General features: G+C 58.0%; 15 protein-coding genes. 7 read left to right on the top strand and 8 right to left on the bottom strand.

Annotated features, from left to right (window positions below; genetic code table 11):
* Positions 1 to 98: 98 nt before the first annotated feature.
* Positions 99 to 1040 carry a class I SAM-dependent DNA methyltransferase gene (locus tag AGR13A_RS01960; protein WP_167377377.1) on the bottom strand — a complete coding sequence of 314 codons (942 nt, stop codon included), beginning with the start codon at positions 1038 to 1040 and terminating at the stop codon, positions 99 to 101.
* Positions 1041 to 1197: 157 nt separating this feature from the next.
* Here AGR13A_RS01960 and AGR13A_RS01955 point away from each other — a divergent pair, with 157 nt between their 5' ends.
* Together AGR13A_RS01955 and AGR13A_RS01950 are read left to right on the top strand one after the other, a co-directional pair.
* A complete protein-coding gene (locus AGR13A_RS01955) occupies positions 1198 to 1464 on the top strand; it encodes a DUF6460 domain-containing protein (RefSeq protein WP_003493739.1) in 267 nt (88 codons plus the stop codon).
* A gap of 1 nt (position 1465) precedes the next feature.
* Positions 1466 to 1963, top strand: a complete 498-nt coding sequence (locus AGR13A_RS01950; RefSeq protein ID WP_035227562.1) for a CAP domain-containing protein — start codon at positions 1466 to 1468, stop codon at positions 1961 to 1963.
* A gap of 207 nt (positions 1964 to 2170) precedes the next feature.
* On the opposite strand, the gene AGR13A_RS01945 is transcribed toward AGR13A_RS01950, so the two are convergent.
* Together AGR13A_RS01945 and AGR13A_RS01940 are read right to left on the bottom strand one after the other, a co-directional pair.
* Positions 2171 to 3262: a quinone-dependent dihydroorotate dehydrogenase gene (locus AGR13A_RS01945; protein ID WP_080833366.1), complete on the bottom strand. Its 1092-nt coding sequence runs from the start codon at positions 3260 to 3262 to the stop codon at positions 2171 to 2173.
* Complete coding sequence (locus AGR13A_RS01940; RefSeq protein ID WP_080833364.1) at positions 3262 to 3615, bottom strand: DUF952 domain-containing protein; 354 nt, start codon at positions 3613 to 3615, stop codon at positions 3262 to 3264. The genes AGR13A_RS01945 and AGR13A_RS01940 overlap by 1 nt, the downstream gene beginning before the upstream one ends.
* Positions 3616 to 3857: 242 nt before the next feature.
* On the opposite strand from AGR13A_RS01940, the gene AGR13A_RS01935 reads away from it, so the two are divergent.
* Together AGR13A_RS01935 and AGR13A_RS01930 are read left to right on the top strand one after the other, a co-directional pair.
* The gene (locus AGR13A_RS01935; protein WP_035227557.1) at positions 3858 to 4508 is read left to right on the top strand and encodes a response regulator; all 651 of its coding nucleotides are present in this window, start codon (positions 3858 to 3860) and stop codon (positions 4506 to 4508) included.
* Between the two features lie 111 nt (positions 4509 to 4619).
* Entirely contained in the window at positions 4620 to 5273 is a 654-nt protein-coding gene (locus AGR13A_RS01930) for a S24 family peptidase (RefSeq protein ID WP_035227555.1), read from the top strand.
* Positions 5274 to 5336: 63 nt separating this feature from the next.
* On the opposite strand, the gene AGR13A_RS01925 is transcribed toward AGR13A_RS01930, so the two are convergent.
* On the bottom strand, positions 5337 to 6089 hold the full coding sequence (locus tag AGR13A_RS01925) for a polysaccharide deacetylase family protein (protein ID WP_080833362.1): 753 nt from the start codon (positions 6087 to 6089) through the stop codon (positions 5337 to 5339).
* 27 nt (positions 6090 to 6116) lie between these two features.
* On the bottom strand, positions 6117 to 7412 hold the full coding sequence (gene uppY, locus AGR13A_RS01920) for a Wzy-type polysaccharide biosynthesis protein UppY (RefSeq protein WP_080836438.1): 1296 nt from the start codon (positions 7410 to 7412) through the stop codon (positions 6117 to 6119).
* A gap of 284 nt (positions 7413 to 7696) precedes the next feature.
* Here uppY and uppX point away from each other — a divergent pair, with 284 nt between their 5' ends.
* Positions 7697 to 8989: a Wzx-type polysaccharide biosynthesis protein UppX gene (gene uppX, locus AGR13A_RS01915; protein ID WP_167377376.1), complete on the top strand. Its 1293-nt coding sequence runs from the start codon at positions 7697 to 7699 to the stop codon at positions 8987 to 8989.
* 12 nt (positions 8990 to 9001) lie between these two features.
* Here uppX and AGR13A_RS01910 read toward each other — a convergent pair whose 3' ends face one another.
* Positions 9002 to 9763: a transporter substrate-binding domain-containing protein gene (locus AGR13A_RS01910; RefSeq protein WP_080833360.1), complete on the bottom strand. Its 762-nt coding sequence runs from the start codon at positions 9761 to 9763 to the stop codon at positions 9002 to 9004.
* Between the two features lie 170 nt (positions 9764 to 9933).
* Here AGR13A_RS01910 and AGR13A_RS01905 point away from each other — a divergent pair, with 170 nt between their 5' ends.
* Positions 9934 to 11871 (top strand): glycosyltransferase family 2 protein, encoded by a 1938-nt coding sequence (locus AGR13A_RS01905; protein WP_167377375.1) that lies wholly within the window; start codon positions 9934 to 9936, stop codon positions 11869 to 11871.
* Positions 11872 to 12080: 209 nt separating this feature from the next.
* Here the strand turns inward: AGR13A_RS01905 and AGR13A_RS01900 are convergent, their stop codons facing one another.
* Together AGR13A_RS01900 and aqpZ are read right to left on the bottom strand one after the other, a co-directional pair.
* Positions 12081 to 12374, bottom strand: a complete 294-nt coding sequence (locus tag AGR13A_RS01900; protein WP_167377374.1) for a hypothetical protein — start codon at positions 12372 to 12374, stop codon at positions 12081 to 12083.
* 52 nt (positions 12375 to 12426) lie between these two features.
* The gene (gene aqpZ, locus AGR13A_RS01895; protein ID WP_080833357.1) at positions 12427 to 13152 is read right to left on the bottom strand and encodes an aquaporin Z; all 726 of its coding nucleotides are present in this window, start codon (positions 13150 to 13152) and stop codon (positions 12427 to 12429) included.
* 340 nt (positions 13153 to 13492) lie between these two features.
* Here aqpZ and AGR13A_RS01890 point away from each other — a divergent pair, with 340 nt between their 5' ends.
* Positions 13493 to 18004 (top strand): beta strand repeat-containing protein, encoded by a 4512-nt coding sequence (locus tag AGR13A_RS01890; RefSeq protein WP_080833355.1) that lies wholly within the window; start codon positions 13493 to 13495, stop codon positions 18002 to 18004.
* Positions 18005 to 18144: the final 140 nt, after the last annotated feature.

Raw genomic sequence — 18144 nt, 5'->3', positions numbered from 1 at the left:
CTCAGCTTCAGGCATATTTTGCACTGCAAAAAACGTCTGAGCAAGAAGGATACGTAAGGAAGCCTGACCTATCGCGAAAATGGCAAGAAACGGAATGTTCAGGCTTTGGCGCGGGCAAGAAAAAGAATGCCGGAAAGGGGTTTTCCGGCATCCTTGCGAATGGTGGTTTTGCGGATTTCGAGGAGGGAAAAGCCCGTCCGTTCCAGAAGGCCGGTGACGTAGCTCTTCGAATGGGCGTAACGAAGGGATTCACGCAGCACGAAACCCTCTTCATCCCCGGCATCCTCCACCGAAAAGGCGAAGAAACCGGAGGGTGCAAGCAGGGCGGAAACGAGCGGCATGACAGTTTCGAGACTGCCGAGATACATCATCACATCGGCAGCGGCGACGAGAGCGGCGCGGTGCTGCACCATGGTCGGGGTGAACAATCCCGACGCTTCCGCTTCGAGCGAAAGATCTGCCTGGCCAAGATGGTCGTAAAGACCTTTTTCCTCCGCCTTGGCGAGCATGTTCTGGGAAATATCGAAACCTTCAAGCCGCTTTGTCAGGGAGCTTATCTCGACGCCGAGAAGGCCCGTGCCGCAGCCAATATCGACAATGGTGTCAAAGACGCCGCCATCCGCCGCCGTCCCGATCAGCTCCGCCAGTTTCTGCGGTACGCTGTAATCCAGTTTCTCGACGAGCGACGTTTCGAAACGGTCGGCATAATCGTCGAACAGCCCTTCCACATAACGACTCGGCGGCTGCTCGGGTGTTTCCGCGGCGCCGAGAACCGCCAGCTTCAGTTCGGCTGCAAACAGCCCTTCCGTATCCAGCGTGGCGACTTTCTCGTAAGCCGCCACGGCTTTTGCGGGTTCCCCCGCCTTTTCGTGATATTCCCCGAAGCGAAACCAGCCCGCCGTCCACCGTGGCGCAAGTTCAAGCGCCTGTTCCATAAGTTCGGCGGCGGCGGGATAGTCGCCGCCTTCCGCCAACATGCGGGCATAGTCCGCCCGGCGGTCGGCAATGACGTCACCGGAAGAAAACTGGTTTGGGGCCATCAATGATTCCTGAGAAGATGCGGGCTGTCATTTATCAAGCCATAAAAAAACTCAAGTCCTATTTCATGGCAGCGGCGAATATGGCGCGATATAGTGCGCGAAAACTTGCATCGAAGCGGTGCGCCCCATATGTCAGGACAAAACAGGAGACTTGCTGATGGCCGGTGAGGTCAACAAAATGCTGGGTGATACGGTGGCCCGCACCGTGGTGAAGCTGCTGGTGGTTTCATTGCTCGTTGGTTTTCTGATGGCGATCTTCGGATTGACGCCCTGGAACATCATCTATGGCGCGCGCGATTTCGTGGTCGATCTCTGGCGTAGCGGTTTCCATGCGCTCGGCGCGATCGGCGACTATCTGATCCTCGGCGCCACGATCGTCATTCCCGTTTTCATTATTCTTCGCCTCCTGAGCTATCGTCGCTGACATGACCGACACATCATTCCAGACGCTCACCCGGCGCGGCTTCGTGCTGGTTTCCGCCGGCTCCGTGCTTTCCGCCTGCGTTTCCGTGCCCACCAACAAGGGCATGCCATCCGGCACCCGCGACGAGACGGCGGCGGCCCTTCCCATGGTCAATGATCTGCGCCGATCCAAGGGGCTTTCGCCGCTCGCTATCAATGGCGCGGCTAGCAGCGCCGCCGCTTATCAGGCCGGCCGCATGGTCAAGGCGCAGAAAATGGCGCATCTGATCGGCCTGACCGACAGTTTCCTCATTCGCATGAAGGACGGCAGCGTGCCGCTTCCGGCAGCGGAAAACGTGGCGGCCGGACAGGATAGCGTGGAACGCGTCGTAAAGGCCTGGATTGGCTCCAAACACCATCTCGAAAACATGCTCGGGCCCTATAATGGTCTGGGTGTTGCAGTCGCCTATGATGCGGCCAGCCGCAACCGGCCCTATTGGGCGATGGTGCTCTGCGCCTGAGATAATTGGGGCCGGCGGCGAAAACCCTCTCCACCCTCATTCCTGTGCCCAGCCGACGCGGTCCGCGCGACGGAAAGAGTTCCTTCAGCCCAAGGACTTGGGCTGGCTGGATCCCTGTGACAGGCACAGGGATGAGGAGAGAAGAGCGCCCCGCCACGAGAAGCACTCCTTCTAACCGACGCACCGTCTCGACCCTTTAGATCATGCTCAACCCAGTGGGCGATCCGCCCAGCGATCGACCGCGCTGTCGCGCAGGTCACGGATCGACTCCACGCCCTCGCGGGCAACCAGCTTCGACAGGCCCTTGACGATGGACGACGGCAGGCCGGGCCCCTCATAAACCATGCAGGAATAGAGCTGAACCAGATCGGCCCCTGCCCTCACCTTTTCCAGCGCCGTTTCCGCCGATGAAACGCCACCGACGCCGATGATCGGCAGGTTACCGCCGACGCGCCGGCGCATTTTGGCGAGAACCGTGGTGGAAAGCTCGAAGAGCGGCTTGCCGGACAGGCCGCCGGCCTCGCCCTTGTGCGGGCCGGGTCGCAGGCCTTCGCGGGAGAGCGTGGTGTTCGAAACAATCAGGCCATCGAGATCATGGGCCAGCGCCTCCTCGGCAACATCGTCCAGCCCCTCTTCGGTCAGATCGGGCGCGATCTTGAGGAAAACCGGGATACGTTTGCCGAAACGTTCAGCTTCCGCCTTGCGGCGCTCCAGCACGGCGACGAGAAGGGCGGCAAGGCTTTCGCGCGCCTGAAGATCACGCAGGCCGGGCGTGTTGGGCGAGGAAATATTGACGGTGAAATAGGATGCGACCGAATAAAAGGCCTCGATGCCCTGCACATAATCGGCGATGCGGTCTTCGCTATCCTTGTTGGCGCCGATATTGACGCCGACGATGCCGCGCAGCTTTGCCTGCTTCAGACGTTCCAGAGCGGCCGCATGGCCTTCATTGTTGAAGCCGAGGCGATTGATGACGCCCTCATCCTCGACCAGACGGAAGATGCGCGGCCTGGGATTGCCGGATTGCGCCTTGGGCGTGACGGTGCCGATTTCGGTAAAGCCGAAACCGAGCCGCAGAAGCGGCCCTGGTACTTCCGCATTCTTGTCGTAACCGGCGGCCATGCCGAGCGGGTTGGGAAACACAAGGCCCGCCACGGTCTGCTGCAGACGCGGATCATGCGGCACCATGCAGGTGGGCAGGAAGCCGCTTTTCAGCGCCGCAATGGATAGGCCATGCGCCTTTTCCGGATCGACGAGAAACAGGCCCTTGCGACCGACCGAGGAAAATAATCCGCTCATCACAAAATCTCCGGAAACTGATGCTGGCCATCGTGGCCGAGTGAAAGCGGCGTTTCCCAAAGCACGGCACTCAGGGGAAGCGGAGCATAAAGATGCGGGAAAAGATCGCCGCCTCTTGAGGGTTCATAGATCAGCTTGTCGCCGAGGGCCGCGCCGTCGACCGCGATCAGAAGCAGATCGACCTGGCCGGAAAAATGCCGCGCGGCGGTCTCCGCCGCCTGTTTTGCCGTTGAAAAATGAATGAAGCCGTCGGTCAGGTCGATGGCCGCACCTTCGAAGACGCCCTTCGCCTTTGCCGCGCTCCATAACGTCTCCGGCACGATTTTATAGATGATCGCGGGCGTTTCCTGCATAGGGCTCTCCAAGGCTTTCCACTCAGCGGGATTTGCCGCAAAGCTCGAAGATTGTCCACAGTTTCCACGGCATTTTTATTGCGGAGAGCCCGAAAGACCGCCTGTCCACAAGCTTTTCCTTGTAATGCGGGACCGATTGGCGCAACCTTGAGCGGAGGAGCTGGCAGTGTTTCGACCGCCGGCAAATGGGAGTGTACCAGACCTGCGAAAGAACCGCATAACGCCCTTGGGAGGGGGCCAGAATGTCGGAACTTGTCATTATCATAGCAGACGACCACCCGCTTTTTCGCGGCGCCCTCAAACAGGCCGTATCCGGTCTTGACGGGCAGCAAACCATCATAGAAGCCGGGGATTTCGAAGCCGCGCGAAGCGCTGCGACAGCGCGTAACGACGCCGATCTGATGCTTCTCGACCTCGCCATGCCGGGCGTCAGCGGGTTTTCAGGCCTGATGGCGCTGCGGGCAGAATTTTCCAGCCTGCCGATCGTCATCGTTTCTGCAACGGACGATGCCACCACCGTTCGGCGCTCCATCGAACTCGGCGCTTCCGGTTTCATTTCCAAATCCTCCGGTATCGACGATATCAGAGAGGGCATTCGCGCAGTTCTGGAAGGCGACGTCTGGATACCGGCGAGCTGCCAGGGCGAGAAGGAAAACGACCCGGATGTGGCAAATCTCATCGGCCGGCTCAGAACACTGACGCCGCAGCAAAGCCGGGTTCTGGGCATGCTGGCCGAAGGGTTGCTGAACAAGCAGATCGCCTATGAGCTGAATGTTTCGGAAGCCACCATCAAGGCGCACGTCTCCGCGATCCTGCTGAAACTCAAGGTCGACAGCCGCACGCAGGCGGTGATCCAGCTTGCGAAGATAAACACATCGGCCATGGTGGCGTAGGTAAGGATTTTATTCCTTTCTTTTCTTTACTCCGGGCCGGATATGGTCTAGATTTCAGAAGTAAACGACAGGAGCTTTTCCGCCACCTGCTCCACCTGCGGGCTTTCTATCATGCTGTCACACGAGACGATCTGGAGCGCCATCGATACGCTTGCCAAGCGCCATGAGCTGACACCCTCGGCATTGGCGAAGCGTGCCGGTCTCGATCCGACGTCCTTCAACAAATCGAAGCGTTTCGGCCCGGATGGCCGCAAACGCTGGCCTTCGACCGAATCGGTCTCCAAGGTGCTGGAGGCGACTGGAGCAAGTGTCGACCAGTTTTTCGGTTATGCTTTTGGCAAGGCGACCCAGACGATGCAGCCCTCCGGAGCGGAGAATGCGATCCCCCTGCTCGGTTTTGCGCAGGCCGGTTCCGGCGGCTTTTTCGACGATGGCGGTTTTCCGGCCGGTCAGGGCTGGGATGTGGTGGAATTCCCCTCTTCTCCCGAGCGCAAGCAGGGCGTCTATGCGCTGGAGGTCCAGGGAGAAAGCATGATGCCGCTTTACCGCGATGGCGACATCCTGATTGTGGAGCCGGGCGCGCAGGTGCGGCGCGGTGACCGCGTGGTGCTGAAAAGCCGCGACGGCGAAGTGATGGCCAAGGTGCTGGCGCGGCAAAGTCCCAAGAACATCGAGCTACTTTCGCTCAATCCAGAGCACCCGAACCGCAGCTTCGACATGGCCGACGTGGAATGGATTGCCCGCATCATCTGGGCCAGCCAATAACCACGCCTGCATGTGCCTCCCGCTTCCGCGACGCAGCTCTGGGCATCGTACCGACAATACCCTTTACAGGCCGAGTGCGGTTACGGCGGCATCAACCGGCATGACCTTCGCGCCACCGGACACCGCCCTGCGGACAAGGCCTTGCAACCTGTCTTCCGGGCAACCGTAAAAACTCGGCTTCGGCGAGACATCGTGGGTGAAAATGATGAGCCAGCCGCCATTTTGCAAAACATCCTCGAGCCAGCGATCCGCCGCATCGAGATAATTTGGGTCAGGGCGCAGTTCGACTGCGGCAAGATTATGCGGATCGATGCTGCCCCGATTGATGCCGGGCATGATGCCGCGGGCAGTCTTGAACCGGCGTCGCAGCAGCGGCTGCATGATAGGCGAGGCCATGCCGAAAGGAACGGAGAAATTCCGTCTGTGCCGGCTTTTGTCGAACGATCCGAGCACGCTGTCGTTGCGATCGAGATCCTCTTCAAGCCCACGCCGCGAAAAGCTTGAGAGCTTGCGATGGGAATAGGTGTGACAGGCAAGCTCGTGGCCGGCTGCGGCCAGTTCCGAACAGCCTTGGGTGGAGATCATCTCCTGTTCATCATCATGCCTGTCGATAAAGACGCCCGCGATGTAAAACGTGCCGCGAACGCCCTCATTTTCCAAAATGCTCGCGCCGCTTGTCCAGGCGGATGCCGGTATATCGTCGAATGTGAAGGAAACGATCGGTTCGGATGTCTTGATCCGCGCCGCCGGTCCCGGAAAATACCGCACGAGCCGGTTATTGATCCTGTCTGCAAATGTCCCGATTTTTTGCGTCATACATAGCCCCCCGGCCTGTCTGCAAAATTACTGACCCTGTTCAAGTATGTCGTAAGCCTGATGCCTCAAACAATAGATTGCAATCAGAAGAGACGACCAGATAGGCCCTGTTCCGGTAAAGAAATTACTCTCAAGACACGAAGAAAGTAATGCATACACCCAGATTCTTGCAAAAAGCCGGGTTAATCCCGGATCAGTGCCCCTTTCTACTGCTATACGGAAATCGTTTGCAGGAATAATGACGAGCCATATGACGATGAGAATGAAGGCCGGCAAGCCGCCATTCAGCAGGCTTTCGACAAAACCATTATGGGCATGGAAGGCCGTGACTGCCCAGGTTTCAGAGATATCCGCCTGCGCCAGGAGCCGGTCACTCGCCCAGAAAGCCTGGAAACCCTGCCCGAAAATCGGCGATTGTGCAAAAGTGTCGAAAGACAGACGCCATATGTCCGTTCGTCCGGTGAAGGTGGAATCGATCCCCAGACTTTCGACCAGATTCTGTATGCTCGGAAAATAGGTGGAGCCAACCGCGAGAATATTGAGGAAAGCCAGAAGGCCACCGATCATCAGCAATGTGCGGCCGGCATGTCTTTCCATGACCCAGATCAGCGCGATGGTGACAGGCAGCAGCATCGCGGCGGTTTTTCCGTTTGTTTTCCAGAGAAAGAAACCCGCCAGCAGTGTGATTGCGATGCCGCCGACCGTGGACCAGGCATTACGCAGGTAAAGCCCGACCATGAAAAGAATGATCATGGCGGGAGCGGCCGCATTCTTGTGGTTGAAGATGCCACGCCAATCGCCCGCGAGCGCTGTTTCATCGAGATCATAGGGCTGATGGATCGAACGCGAGCGCAGAAAGAGCACCCCGAAATAACAGAGCGCCAGCAGGATGACCGCGAAGATGGCCATCATCCGGTCAAACTGCCGCCGATCTCGCGGCATGACGACGAGGACGCTGGTGATGAAGCACAGGATGGCCGTGAAGAGCAGACGCTGCAGCGAGGTGGCAGGCTGCGTGCCGAGGACCGAGCAGACCGCCAGCCAGAAAAACAATAGCAGGATGGGTAAGCGTGGCCGCAGCAACAACCCCGTCAACCGGTGGCGCAGGGCGAAAACACCCAAAATCAGCGCGATGACCAGCCCCGTCAGCTGGTTTGCAGCGGCGTGCGGCACCGGCGGAGCCGCGAGATTCTCGAAAGGTGCGACGGAAATCCAGATATAGAGCATCGTGCCGACGAAAAAAAATGCGTCGCGCCGACTGCCCGAAAGGGACATGGCATTGCCCTGCGCCGAAATGGACTGCGTCTCAGCAAGCCGCGACATGGTGGCCTGCATCAGGAACGGAAAATCGGATCATTGGCCTGCCTTGTGACGAACAACGTAACCCTTGTTGAAACCGGGCCATGTCCAAATAACCATAAACGGTCATTATCATCATTATTGTGCAATTGCTTTAACCCTCTCTTACCTCAAGAAGGCTAAGACAGAAGAAACTGTCATTTATTCGGGCGGGCGGCATTCAGACTGGCCGGCGGCCGGCGTTCATCGCCAGATATTAAGAGGCAGGGCAGTCATTTTTTGAATTCGACCGGTAATGCCGGAAAAACATGGAGAATGAGGTGTCGTTGAATACGCCGCGGCTCGGCCATCTAGTCAGACTGGGATTGACCTACATGGCGTCCGGCGGGGCTCTCCTGATGTCCAGCGCCGCCCAGCTTTTGACATTCGCCCTGCTTGCCCGTCATCTCGGTGTCGAACAATTCGCGCTTTATGCCTCGATCACCGCCGTCACCAATCTCGGCGTTCAGATTTGCGGCATCGGCTCGCAGGAATCGCTGATCCGCCGCGTGGCGCAGGATCGCAGCATGTTTCCCGTCATGCTCGGCCACAGCTATCTTCTCAGTGCGGCGACCGGCGTGGTGCTGACCATCATCGGCATGGTGACGATCCCGGTCTTCTTCCCGACATCGGAAACATTGCTGCATACGCTCATCACCACCTTCGTGATTCTGGTGACGAATCTCGTTCTTCTGAAAGTCATTTCGCTTTCCACGCAAAGCTTCATTGCCCATTCCGACTTCGCCTCTGCCAATAAGCTGGAAGTGATGTTCGCCATTGCACGCACGATTGCCGCCGTGGTTGCCTGCCTCATCTTCAAGATAGAAACGGTGGAGGCCTGGGCGCTGTGGAACCTTGCCGCCCACGCCATTGCAACGGTGATTTCAGTCAAGGCGATCGGCAGGCTGGGAAGGCCCGTGTTCCGGATCGTGCGCGATGAAATCCGCATCGGCATCCTGTTTTCCACCCAGTTCCTGTTCAAGGCCGTGCGCGGCAACGCCGATATTCTCGTTCTCGGCGCCATTGCCAGCGCCGAGGTTCTGGGCAGCTACTCCATAGCCCGGCGTATTCTCGACAGTTCCTACCTTTCGGTGGAGGCCCTCAACCGGCTGATCTATCCGGGTTCCGCCTCCGCCGCCCTGCAGGGCATCGGAAAGACCATAGAACGTGCCTATAATGTGCTGAAGGCGGCGCTGGTCATCGCAGTGGGCAGCGCCCTGGTGATCTTCATCATAGCGCCCTTTCTGCCCCTGTTGTTCGGCGACGAATATGTTTCGCTGCCGAACATCACCCGCGTCCTTTGCTGGGTGGTGTTGCCGATGGCGGTTGCGGCGACGGCTCTTGAAGCACTCGGCGCATCCGGGCGGCAGGATATTCGCGCCAAGATATGGAACAGCGGCAATCTTATCGGCTCTGTCGTCGTCGCCGTCTTCACCTGGCTCTTCAGCATTTCGGGAACGATCGGCAGCTATTTCCTCGTGGAATCCGCCATTGCCGCCGCCGTCTGGATCGCGCTTCTGCGCCTGCGGCGCAACGACCAGGCCCTTGCACCCGCCAAATAGGATGCGCTTTTCCTAATAAAGCCCGTAGGGGAAATACCGCCGGTAAATTTCTTCCAGGCGGCCATTGCGGGACAGTGCGGCAAGCGCCTGATCAAAGGCCGGGACAAGTACATTGTCCGGATCGACAGCCATGATGGAAAGGCCCTCGCCAAGAAACCTGTCGGACATATAAGGCCCGCCGAAGAGGGCGCAGCAACCTTCGGACGCGCTGCCCGAAACCCAGAAGGGCAGGCGCAGGCCATCAGCAAAAACGGCGTCCACCTTGCCTGTCTTCAAAGCCTCGTACATGGGTTCATACCCATCGAAACCTTCGGCCGTGGCTTTTGGAAAAAACGCCTTGAGCATCTGTTCGTGGCGGGAACCCGTGACCACGCCGACCTTTTTTCCTGACAAGGCGTCAGCGCCGGAACCGCTCAATTTTTCCGCCTTGTTGACGGCAAGACGGGCGGGCAACAACAGATAGGGGCGTGAGAAGGTGAAACTCTTGCGCAGGTCAGCGGTGGTGGCAAGGCCGGAAATCACCGCCTCGCCCTCCCCCATTTCCAGAGCGGCCTCCAGCTCGTCAAAGGGCAGTGCCTGCACCTGACACTTGCTCTCAACCTTCAACTGGGCGCAGATTTCACGCACCAGATCGACATGGAAACCCGCAAGCCGGCCCTCCTGGTCGGTAAAATTGAAGGGTGGAAAATCGACCGACATCAGAAACCTGATGCGGGGAACAGAGGAAAGATCACCACCCGGAAACCGCTCCTGCGCGTCAAACAGCACCGGCATCCGGTTTCCGCTCGCCAGATCATCCGCACGAGCTTCGCTAAAAAAACCGACAAATTGTAAAGCGAAAGCTAAAGTAAAGCCAAGACTTACATTCCGCGTTACATTCGTCATTCTCATCTATACTATCCGTTACAGGAAGTTGGGCGTTACCATGACGGCGGCGGCGATGCATGGATTCTTTTAGGCAGTATACACGAGAATCGTTTCGCACGACGCCAGCGGGACGAAAAATTGCGTTTTCGCTCATCGGCGATAATCCGCTCTGGAGCGCTCCCGAACCGGATGAGCCGGGACCGACGCGCTTTCTCACTTCGCTGGGATTTGGCAAGCCCTATATCAGCACATTCGAAGAACAGGCTCTGAAAAACAACTCGACCATCGAAGACGAGTTACTGGCAAGCGGCCTTGTCGATTCTGATGCCTATTTCGGTGCTTTTGCCAGATTTTTGCGATTGCCGTTTCTCCCGGAAATCGATCCGGGCCGTGTAGCAGACATTAATCACCTGGATACGCAACTTGGCGAACCACGGTTTCTGCGGCTGACACCGCTCAACGGCAAAACAGTGCTTCTGATCGTGCCGGAACTGGCACGGATGGAATTGCTGAAAGAAATGCTCGATCAACGCCCGCATCTCCTGGACGAACTTGCCGTCACCACGCCACAGGCCATGCGTAGCGCAATCTGGAAGGCCGGCGAGACACGCCGCTCGTCGGAAACCCGGCAGCTGCTTTTCAACACGGCGCCGCAGCATTCCGCCAGGATTACGCTGCACGGCCAGCAGGGTTTCGTGAGTGGCGTCCTCATCACCCTGCTCGTGCTGTCGCTGCTGTTTTATACGCAGACGGCCTTGGCCTATATTCATGTAACCCTGACGCTGCTTTATCTCTCCACCCTGCTTTTCAGGCTGTTTGCGCTCGTTCACGCACCAAGGGAAAACGAAGGGAGAACCGTCTTCCCGCTCCAGCGGGACGGGGATTTACCGGTCTACACCGTTCTCGTGGCGCTTTATCGCGAAGAAGCGGTCGTTGATCAGCTTGTCAATGCGCTGGAGCGGCTGGACTGGCCCAAATCCCGGCTCGACATCAAGCTTGTCTGCGAAGCGGACGACGACGCGACGATCGAGGCTATTCAGAAGACAAATCCCGGTCAGCATATAGAGATCATAAAGGTGCCGCCGTCCCTGCCGCGTACCAAGCCCAAGGCGCTGACTTACGCACTCGCCGGCGCGCGTGGTACATTCGTCGCCGTCTACGATGCCGAAGACCGACCACATCCGCAGCAATTGCGCGAAGCCTACGCCACTTTCCGCGACCAGCCGGACAACGTGGCTTGCCTGCAGGCGCCGCTTATCATCAGCAATGCCCGCGCCTCCTGGCTCAGCGCCTGTTTCGCACTGGAATATTCCGGCCTCTTCCGCTGCATGCTGCCCGTTCTCGCCGCTCACAGGCTGCCGCTGCCGCTTGGCGGCACTTCAAACCATTTCCGCACGGCCGTGTTGCGCCGGGCGGGAGCCTGGGACCCCTATAATGTCACGGAAGATGCCGATATGGGTCTCAGGCTGCACAGGCTCGGTTATCGCTGTGGTGTCATCCGGAGGCAGACGCTGGAGGATGCGCCAACCTCGCTACCCGTGTGGCTGAGCCAGCGCGCGCGCTGGTACAAGGGTTGGCTGCAAAGCTGGCTGGTGATGACCCGCGCCCCCTTCACCACCGCGCGCAACATGGGATGGGTCGCCTATATCGTCTTTCAGCTGCTGATCGGCGGCATGCTCCTGTCATCGCTGACACATCCCTTCCTGTTCGTTTCCTTCGCTTTCATGGCCATGGCGATCCGGGAAAATGGCGCCGATATGCTGTTTTCCTGGCAGGGCCTTCTATTCCTCATCGATACGCTGAATATTTTCGGGAGCTACGCCATCTTCATGCTAATGGGCAGGAACAGGATGATACGATACGAAAAACAGCAGATCAGGCAGCGCTGGATGGCGATCCCACTTTACTGGCTGATGATGTCGGTTGCGGCGTGGCGCGCCGTGGTGGAGTTAAAAACCAGACCCTTTGTCTGGAACAAGACACCGCATATGCCGGTCGTCAGAGAGACGACCTGACGAAACACAACCGAAAAGAGCCCCTCCCTGCGCTTTTTAAGGCACGCGGAAGATGTCCCACTGGTTCAGGCCACGTTTCCGCAATTTGCAAATGAATTCCGGCTTCTATGGCGATGCCGCTATCGACACGTCATATCCGAAAATGCCTTGCCGAACGAAGCCTGTCGCCGGCAAGGCCTTTGATTTCGCCACCGAAGCGGCCGGCAACTTTATTTGGCGACGAGCTTGTTCTTGATCAGGCCGACGATGATCTGGACGATCAGGCCGCCGACACCGCCACCAACGAGCTGGCCGGCAAGAGCGGCAATATCCACGCCGCCGGCTGCCGCCGTGCCCGCCGTCCCGAGCAGCGATCCAAGTACGGTTCCGCCCCCGATGCCGCCAATGGCGCCCGCGATCAGGTTTCCGAGCGAACCGAGATCGGAATCCTTCAGTATCTTTCCGCCGGCCGTGCCGCCAACCGCACCGCCAACGATTTGGGCCAATATCGAAGTAAGATCCATGTCATCCTCCTCAGCAGTTTTCCCGACCATTCGGGAAAACAAAGCCACTTATTCACGTCTGCGCAGGCTGAACAGAACCGGCGTGACCGGCCTTCTCTTCCTCGCCAAAGATTTTCCAGACCACAGCGCCAATGACGCCGCCGAGGATCGGAGCCAGCCAGAACAGCCAAAGCTGTTGCAGCGCCCATCCGCCGACGAACAAGGCCTGCCCGGTCGAGCGGGCCGGATTGACGGATGTGTTGGTAACCGGAATGGAAATCAGATGAATAAGGGTGAGGGCGAGACCGATGGCTATCGGCGCGAAGCCGGATGGAACCCTGCCATGCGTCGACCCCAGAATGACGATCAGGAAAAAGGCCGTCAGGATGACCTCGATCAGCAGTGCCGAAACGAGAGAATATCCGCCCGGCGAATGTTCGCCGTAACCATTGGCAGCAAAACCGCCAATGTCCGCCCCCGCCTTGCCCGTAAGGATGACATAAAGCGCCGCAGCCGCGACAGTCGCTCCCAGCACCTGCGCCACGATATAGGGCACAAGATTTGCCGCCGGAAATTTACCGGCAACTGAAAGACCGACGGAAACGGCCGGATTAAAATGACCTCCCGAAATGCCGCCAACCGCATAGGCCATGGTAAGTACCGTCAGGCCGAAAGCGAAAGCGACGCCGAGAAAACCAATACCCAGCTCCGGAAAAGCAGCAGCAAAAACCGCACTTCCGCACCCTCCGAAGACGAGCCAAAAGGTACCCAAAAATTCCGAAAGAAGTTTGCGACTCATAACACTTCCCCTCATGTTACGACTGCATCAACTATTACGTGCAATTTAATCGTAGTCAAGCTAAATCGTATATTAACCCGACTGCCAAGAGAACCAATACTCTCCGGCATCGCGTAGCGCTCCTTGGCCTCTGCCAAGTCTGCCAGTACCCGAAGCGGTTTTAAAATATATCGCAAAATTTTACTGACTGAAGCATAGCAACTTCAGGTTCAGACAAGCCCGGTCGCCTAGTCATTCTTTGCAACTTGATGGGTTTTCGCCGATGTATTTTAGGGACACCGCAAGTAAATAATCTCTTGGCTGTTGAATGATTGGATTTAAAATTTAGGATTTTCTAGACATGACTTCGATCACCTCTTCCCTGAGTGTCAATCAGATCAAATACCTTTCGACAGCGGCCGTCGCAGCCTGGACAACCGACGAGGTTGCGTCGCTTTCCACAACCCAGATGCAAGCACTCTCTTCGGCTCAGGTCGCAGCACTAGATGCAGAGGATGTCAAAGTCCTCAACTCTCGACAGTTAAATGCAGTTTCACAAGGCACCATCATTGGTTTGACACTGGATCAGCTGAACATTCTCGATCAGTACGCCATCAAAAGCCTGAGCGCGGGTCAGATTTCTGCGCTCACCACTATGCAGATTGATGCCCTGACGGCAGATCAGGCGGAGGCTTTGACGGCGCCTCAGGTGAGCGCCCTTAAAGCGACGCAGCTTGCTGCCCTGAGCGCGGAGGACATTGCGACCTTCTCGACCGCCGATATTGCGGCGATCGCGGCCAAAGCCGTACCAGGCCTGGGCACAGATATTGTCGCCTCCCTAAATATCGATCAGATCGCCGCGTTGACGGTGGCTCAGGTCGCCGCACTCAAAACGACACAGGTCGCGGCCCTAAGCGTCAACCAGATCGACGCCCTGTCACCGGCACAGGTGATGGCGCTAAGTTCTGCACAACTCGCGGCCCTAAGCATAGATGCCATAGCAACGTTCTCCCCCGCCAACATCGCAGCGATTACGGGCAAGGTCGCACCGGGCCTGAGCACGCAGGCGATCGCAAGGTTTACCCCGGATCAGACCGCTGCCCTGAGCACAAGCGCAGTTGCAAGCCTGACGGCCGATCAGATCGAAGTCTTGAGCACCGACCAGATCACCGCATTGACGACGGCTCAGATTGCCGCACTCAAAGCGACACAGGTCGCAGCCTTAACCACGAGCCAGATGGAAGCCTTATCGCCGGCACAGGTGATGGCGCTGAGTGCAACGCAAATTACAGCCCTTGGAGCCGAGGATATCGCGACCTTCTCGACGGCCGATATCGCGGCTATCACGGGCAAAGCGATACTCCGCCTGGGTACGGAGGCGATCGCCGCACTTACCGATGATCAGATCGCAGCATTGACGACGGCCCAGCTGAGCGCCCTTAGTGCGGCGCAGTTCCAGGCCGTGAATACCGGGCAGATCGAGTTCCTGTCGACCGACCAGATTGCCTCCCTGAGCACCAGCGTGATCGCAAGCCTGACAGGGGATCAACTAGAAGTCTTGAGAACCGATCAGGTCGAGGCCCTGTCCTCGGCACAGGTGAGGTCACTGAGTTCGGTGCAACTCGCGGCCTTGAGTATGGAGCAATTGGCGACATTCTCGACCGACGATATTGCAGCGATCACAAATAAAGCCATGCCGGGCCTGAACATGGATGTTATTGCCGCGTTGACCAAAGATCAGGTCGCCGCCCTGAGCACCAGTTCGATTACAGGCCTGACGGCCGACCAGATCGAAGCCCTGAACCGCAATCAGGTCAGCCTTCTCTCCGCAACACAGCTGAAAGTTTTGAGTTCGGCGCAAGTCGCCGCCTTGGGCAGCGATGTTACAGTTCTGTCAACCAGCCAAACCGCCATGTTGAGTGCATCAGGCGTCAAGGGTCTGACCGCCGACCAGATCGCGGCAATGAGTATCGATCAGTTCTCGGCCTTGACCACCCTCCATATTGGGGCTCTCAACCCGACGCAAATTGCGGCAATGAGCAAGGATCAAATAGCATCGCTTTCCGCGGCCCAGATCGCAGCAATGAGCACCTCTGGCGTCGCGGGACTTTCGGCCAGTCAGATAGCCGCCTTGAGCCCCGATCAGATTTCGCGTCTATCGGTCAGGCAGATGGCCACCCTGAACTCCACGCAAATTGCGGCCCTGAGCACAGACGATATAGCGGCTCTTTCAAAAGCCCAGGTCGCCTCCATGAGCGCCGCAGGCATTAAGGGACTAAGCACCCAGCAGCTGGCGACGTTCAGCACCAGTCAGGCGAGCGCCCTGACAGGGGCGCAGATCGTCAACCTCGATGCCACACAGATTTCGGCGCTGGGGACGGACGATTTAGCGACATTCACACCCAGGGAGTTTGGTGCCCTCAGTTCGAACGCGATCCCGGGATTATCGACGACGACTATGGCCTTGCTGACGACAGCGCAGATTGCTGCGCTGAATACGCAAAGCGTCGGTGCGTTGAGCATAGCGCAGATCGCCGCCCTGAGTACGGCTCAGATAGCGGCGTTGACCCCCGCACAGGTCAGCGCTCTCAGTTCAAAACAGATAGCGGTCTTGAGCACAGGCGACATAGCAACATTTTCGACGAAGGATATTGCCGCGATCAGTTCAAATGCGATCCAGGGCTTATCAACCGAGACCATAGCCTCCATGGCAGCAAGCCAGATATCAGCTCTGAATACGCAAAGCGCCGGTGCGCTAAGCACTGCGCAGATCGCCGCCTTGAGTACGGCCCAGGTTGAGGCCTTGACCACCGCGCAAGTCGGCGCTCTCAACTCAAAACAGATAGCGATCTTGAGCACAGACAAAATTGCAACGTTCTCGACCAAGGATATTGCATCACTCAGTTCCAATGCGATCCCGGGTTTATCGACGGAGGCCATAGCCTCTCTGACGACAGCGCAGATTGCCGCCCTAAGTACGGCTGGTATTAGCGGACTGAGTACCGGGCAGGTTGCCGCTTTGACCAGCGGCCAGGTGAACGTCCTGACCAATGCCCAAATCCGTGCCTTCGCCTCCAGACAGATTGCAGTGTTGCGCGTGGACGATATCGTCTCGCTCTCGGCATCCCAGATCGCCGCTCTCAGCGCTGCGGGCATAACGGGCCTGACCTCCAATCAGGTTGCTTCCCTCACCGCCGATCAGGTCGCGGCTCTGACCAGTGCTCAGATCGGCGCACTTAGCTCGAAACAGATCGCGGCCCTCGGTGCCGATGACCTGAACACCTTCACCGCTTCGGAGCTGGCCGCAATCAGTTCAAATGCGATCCCAGGCTTGTCGACGGAAACGATCGCTTCGATGACTGCAGCGCAGATCGCAGCGCTGGGCACGACAGCAATAGCAAGCCTGACCGCCGAGCAAATTGACGCCCTCCATACCGATCAGGTGGGCGCCCTGAACAATGCGCAAATCGGCGCCCTGACCTCCAAACAGATTGCGGCTCTGGGCACGGACGACATCGCTTTTCTTTCAACTGCCCAGATCGCCGCGCTCAGCACGGCAGGCATGACGGGCCTTACAAGCAATCAGATTGCGGCGCTCAGCAGCGATCAGGTTGAGACTTTGACCGGTGCCCAGATCGGTGCGCTCAATTCGAAACAGATCGCTGCCCTCGGTGCCGATGATCTGGTCACGTTTACCACTGCCGAGCTGGCTGCAATCAGCTCGAATGCGATCTCGGGCTTATCGACGGAGGCCATGGTATCGCTCACGGCAATGCAAATAGCAGCACTAAGCACGGATGGCATCAGTGGACTGAGCACCGGGCGGGTCGCCGTCTTGACCAACGGTCAACTGAACGCTCTGACCAATGCCCAAGTCACCGCCCTCACCTCCAGACAGATCGCGGCGCTTAATCCTGCCCACATCGTCTCATTCTCGGCAACCCAGATAGCAGCTCTTAACGCTCAGGCTGCATCGGGTCTCAGCGGCGCACAGATCGGTGCGTTGAGCGTTGAGCAGATCGAAGCACTATCCACCCGCCACATAGCATCGCTGAGTTCGGATGCACTTGCGGGACTATCTCCGGCCGTGCTGAAAACCTTCTCGCCGGCAAAGCTCGCTGCGATTGGCTCGAGCGCAATAAAGGGATTGCCTGCGGACTTTCTCGCCACACTGTCTTCCACTGAGGTTGCGTCCTTGAGTACGGCAGGCGTCGCCGGTTTGACCAGCGACCAGATCGGCGCTCTCAGCAAGGAGCAGATCCAGGCACTCACCACCGGCCAGATTGCCGCATTGAGTTCAGCCGCACTTGCGGGGCTGACGATGGAGGATCTGGCAACCTTCTCGACCGAGGAACTCGCCGCGATCAACCCGACAGCGATCAGAGGCCTGTCCACTAACGTTATAGCGTCCCTACCATCTCAAGGGATCAGCGCCCTGACGACAGGCCAGGTCACGTCGCTGAGCTACGGCCAGGTGGCGGCGATGGGTGCAGAGCAAATCGGAGCGCTGTCAACCTCACAGGTCAGTGCCCTTAAAACAATGCAGGCAGCTGCGCTCGGCGGAGACGACCTCGCCGCGTTTTCCACCGAGCAAGTCATCAGCTTGAGTTCGAGCGCGATCTCGGGATTGACCACCAGGGCGCTCGCCACCTTGACTGCCTCCCAGGCGGCGGTCTTCACTCCAGGCCAGATTGCCGCCATGACTGCGGCGCAGGTCGTGGCATTGAATAGCGACGATCTGGCAGACAGTTCCGTCCAGTATATCGCCTCCTCCAAACCAGCCGAAGAGTCGAGTGTTTCGATTAAAATGCAAGTGAAGTCTCAAGAGCCGCCTGACATCGCTGCGGCCATTTTGTCCCAACTCGACGTCTGACTTTCGCTTGCGCGATACACGTTGAACATCATTGCTGGAAAAGTCGCTGGAGCGGGTGAAGGGAACCGCATTCACGATACAACATACTGAGATATTGCCATAAATAAAAAAGATCTATGGCTCTATACCATAGAATGTAC

The sequence above is a fragment of the Agrobacterium genomosp. 13 str. CFBP 6927 genome, assembly GCA_900012615.1.
Classification (GTDB): domain Bacteria; phylum Pseudomonadota; class Alphaproteobacteria; order Rhizobiales; family Rhizobiaceae; genus Agrobacterium.
Note: the sequence above shows the minus strand (reverse complement) of the source record. Positions and strands in the feature narration are given on the sequence as shown.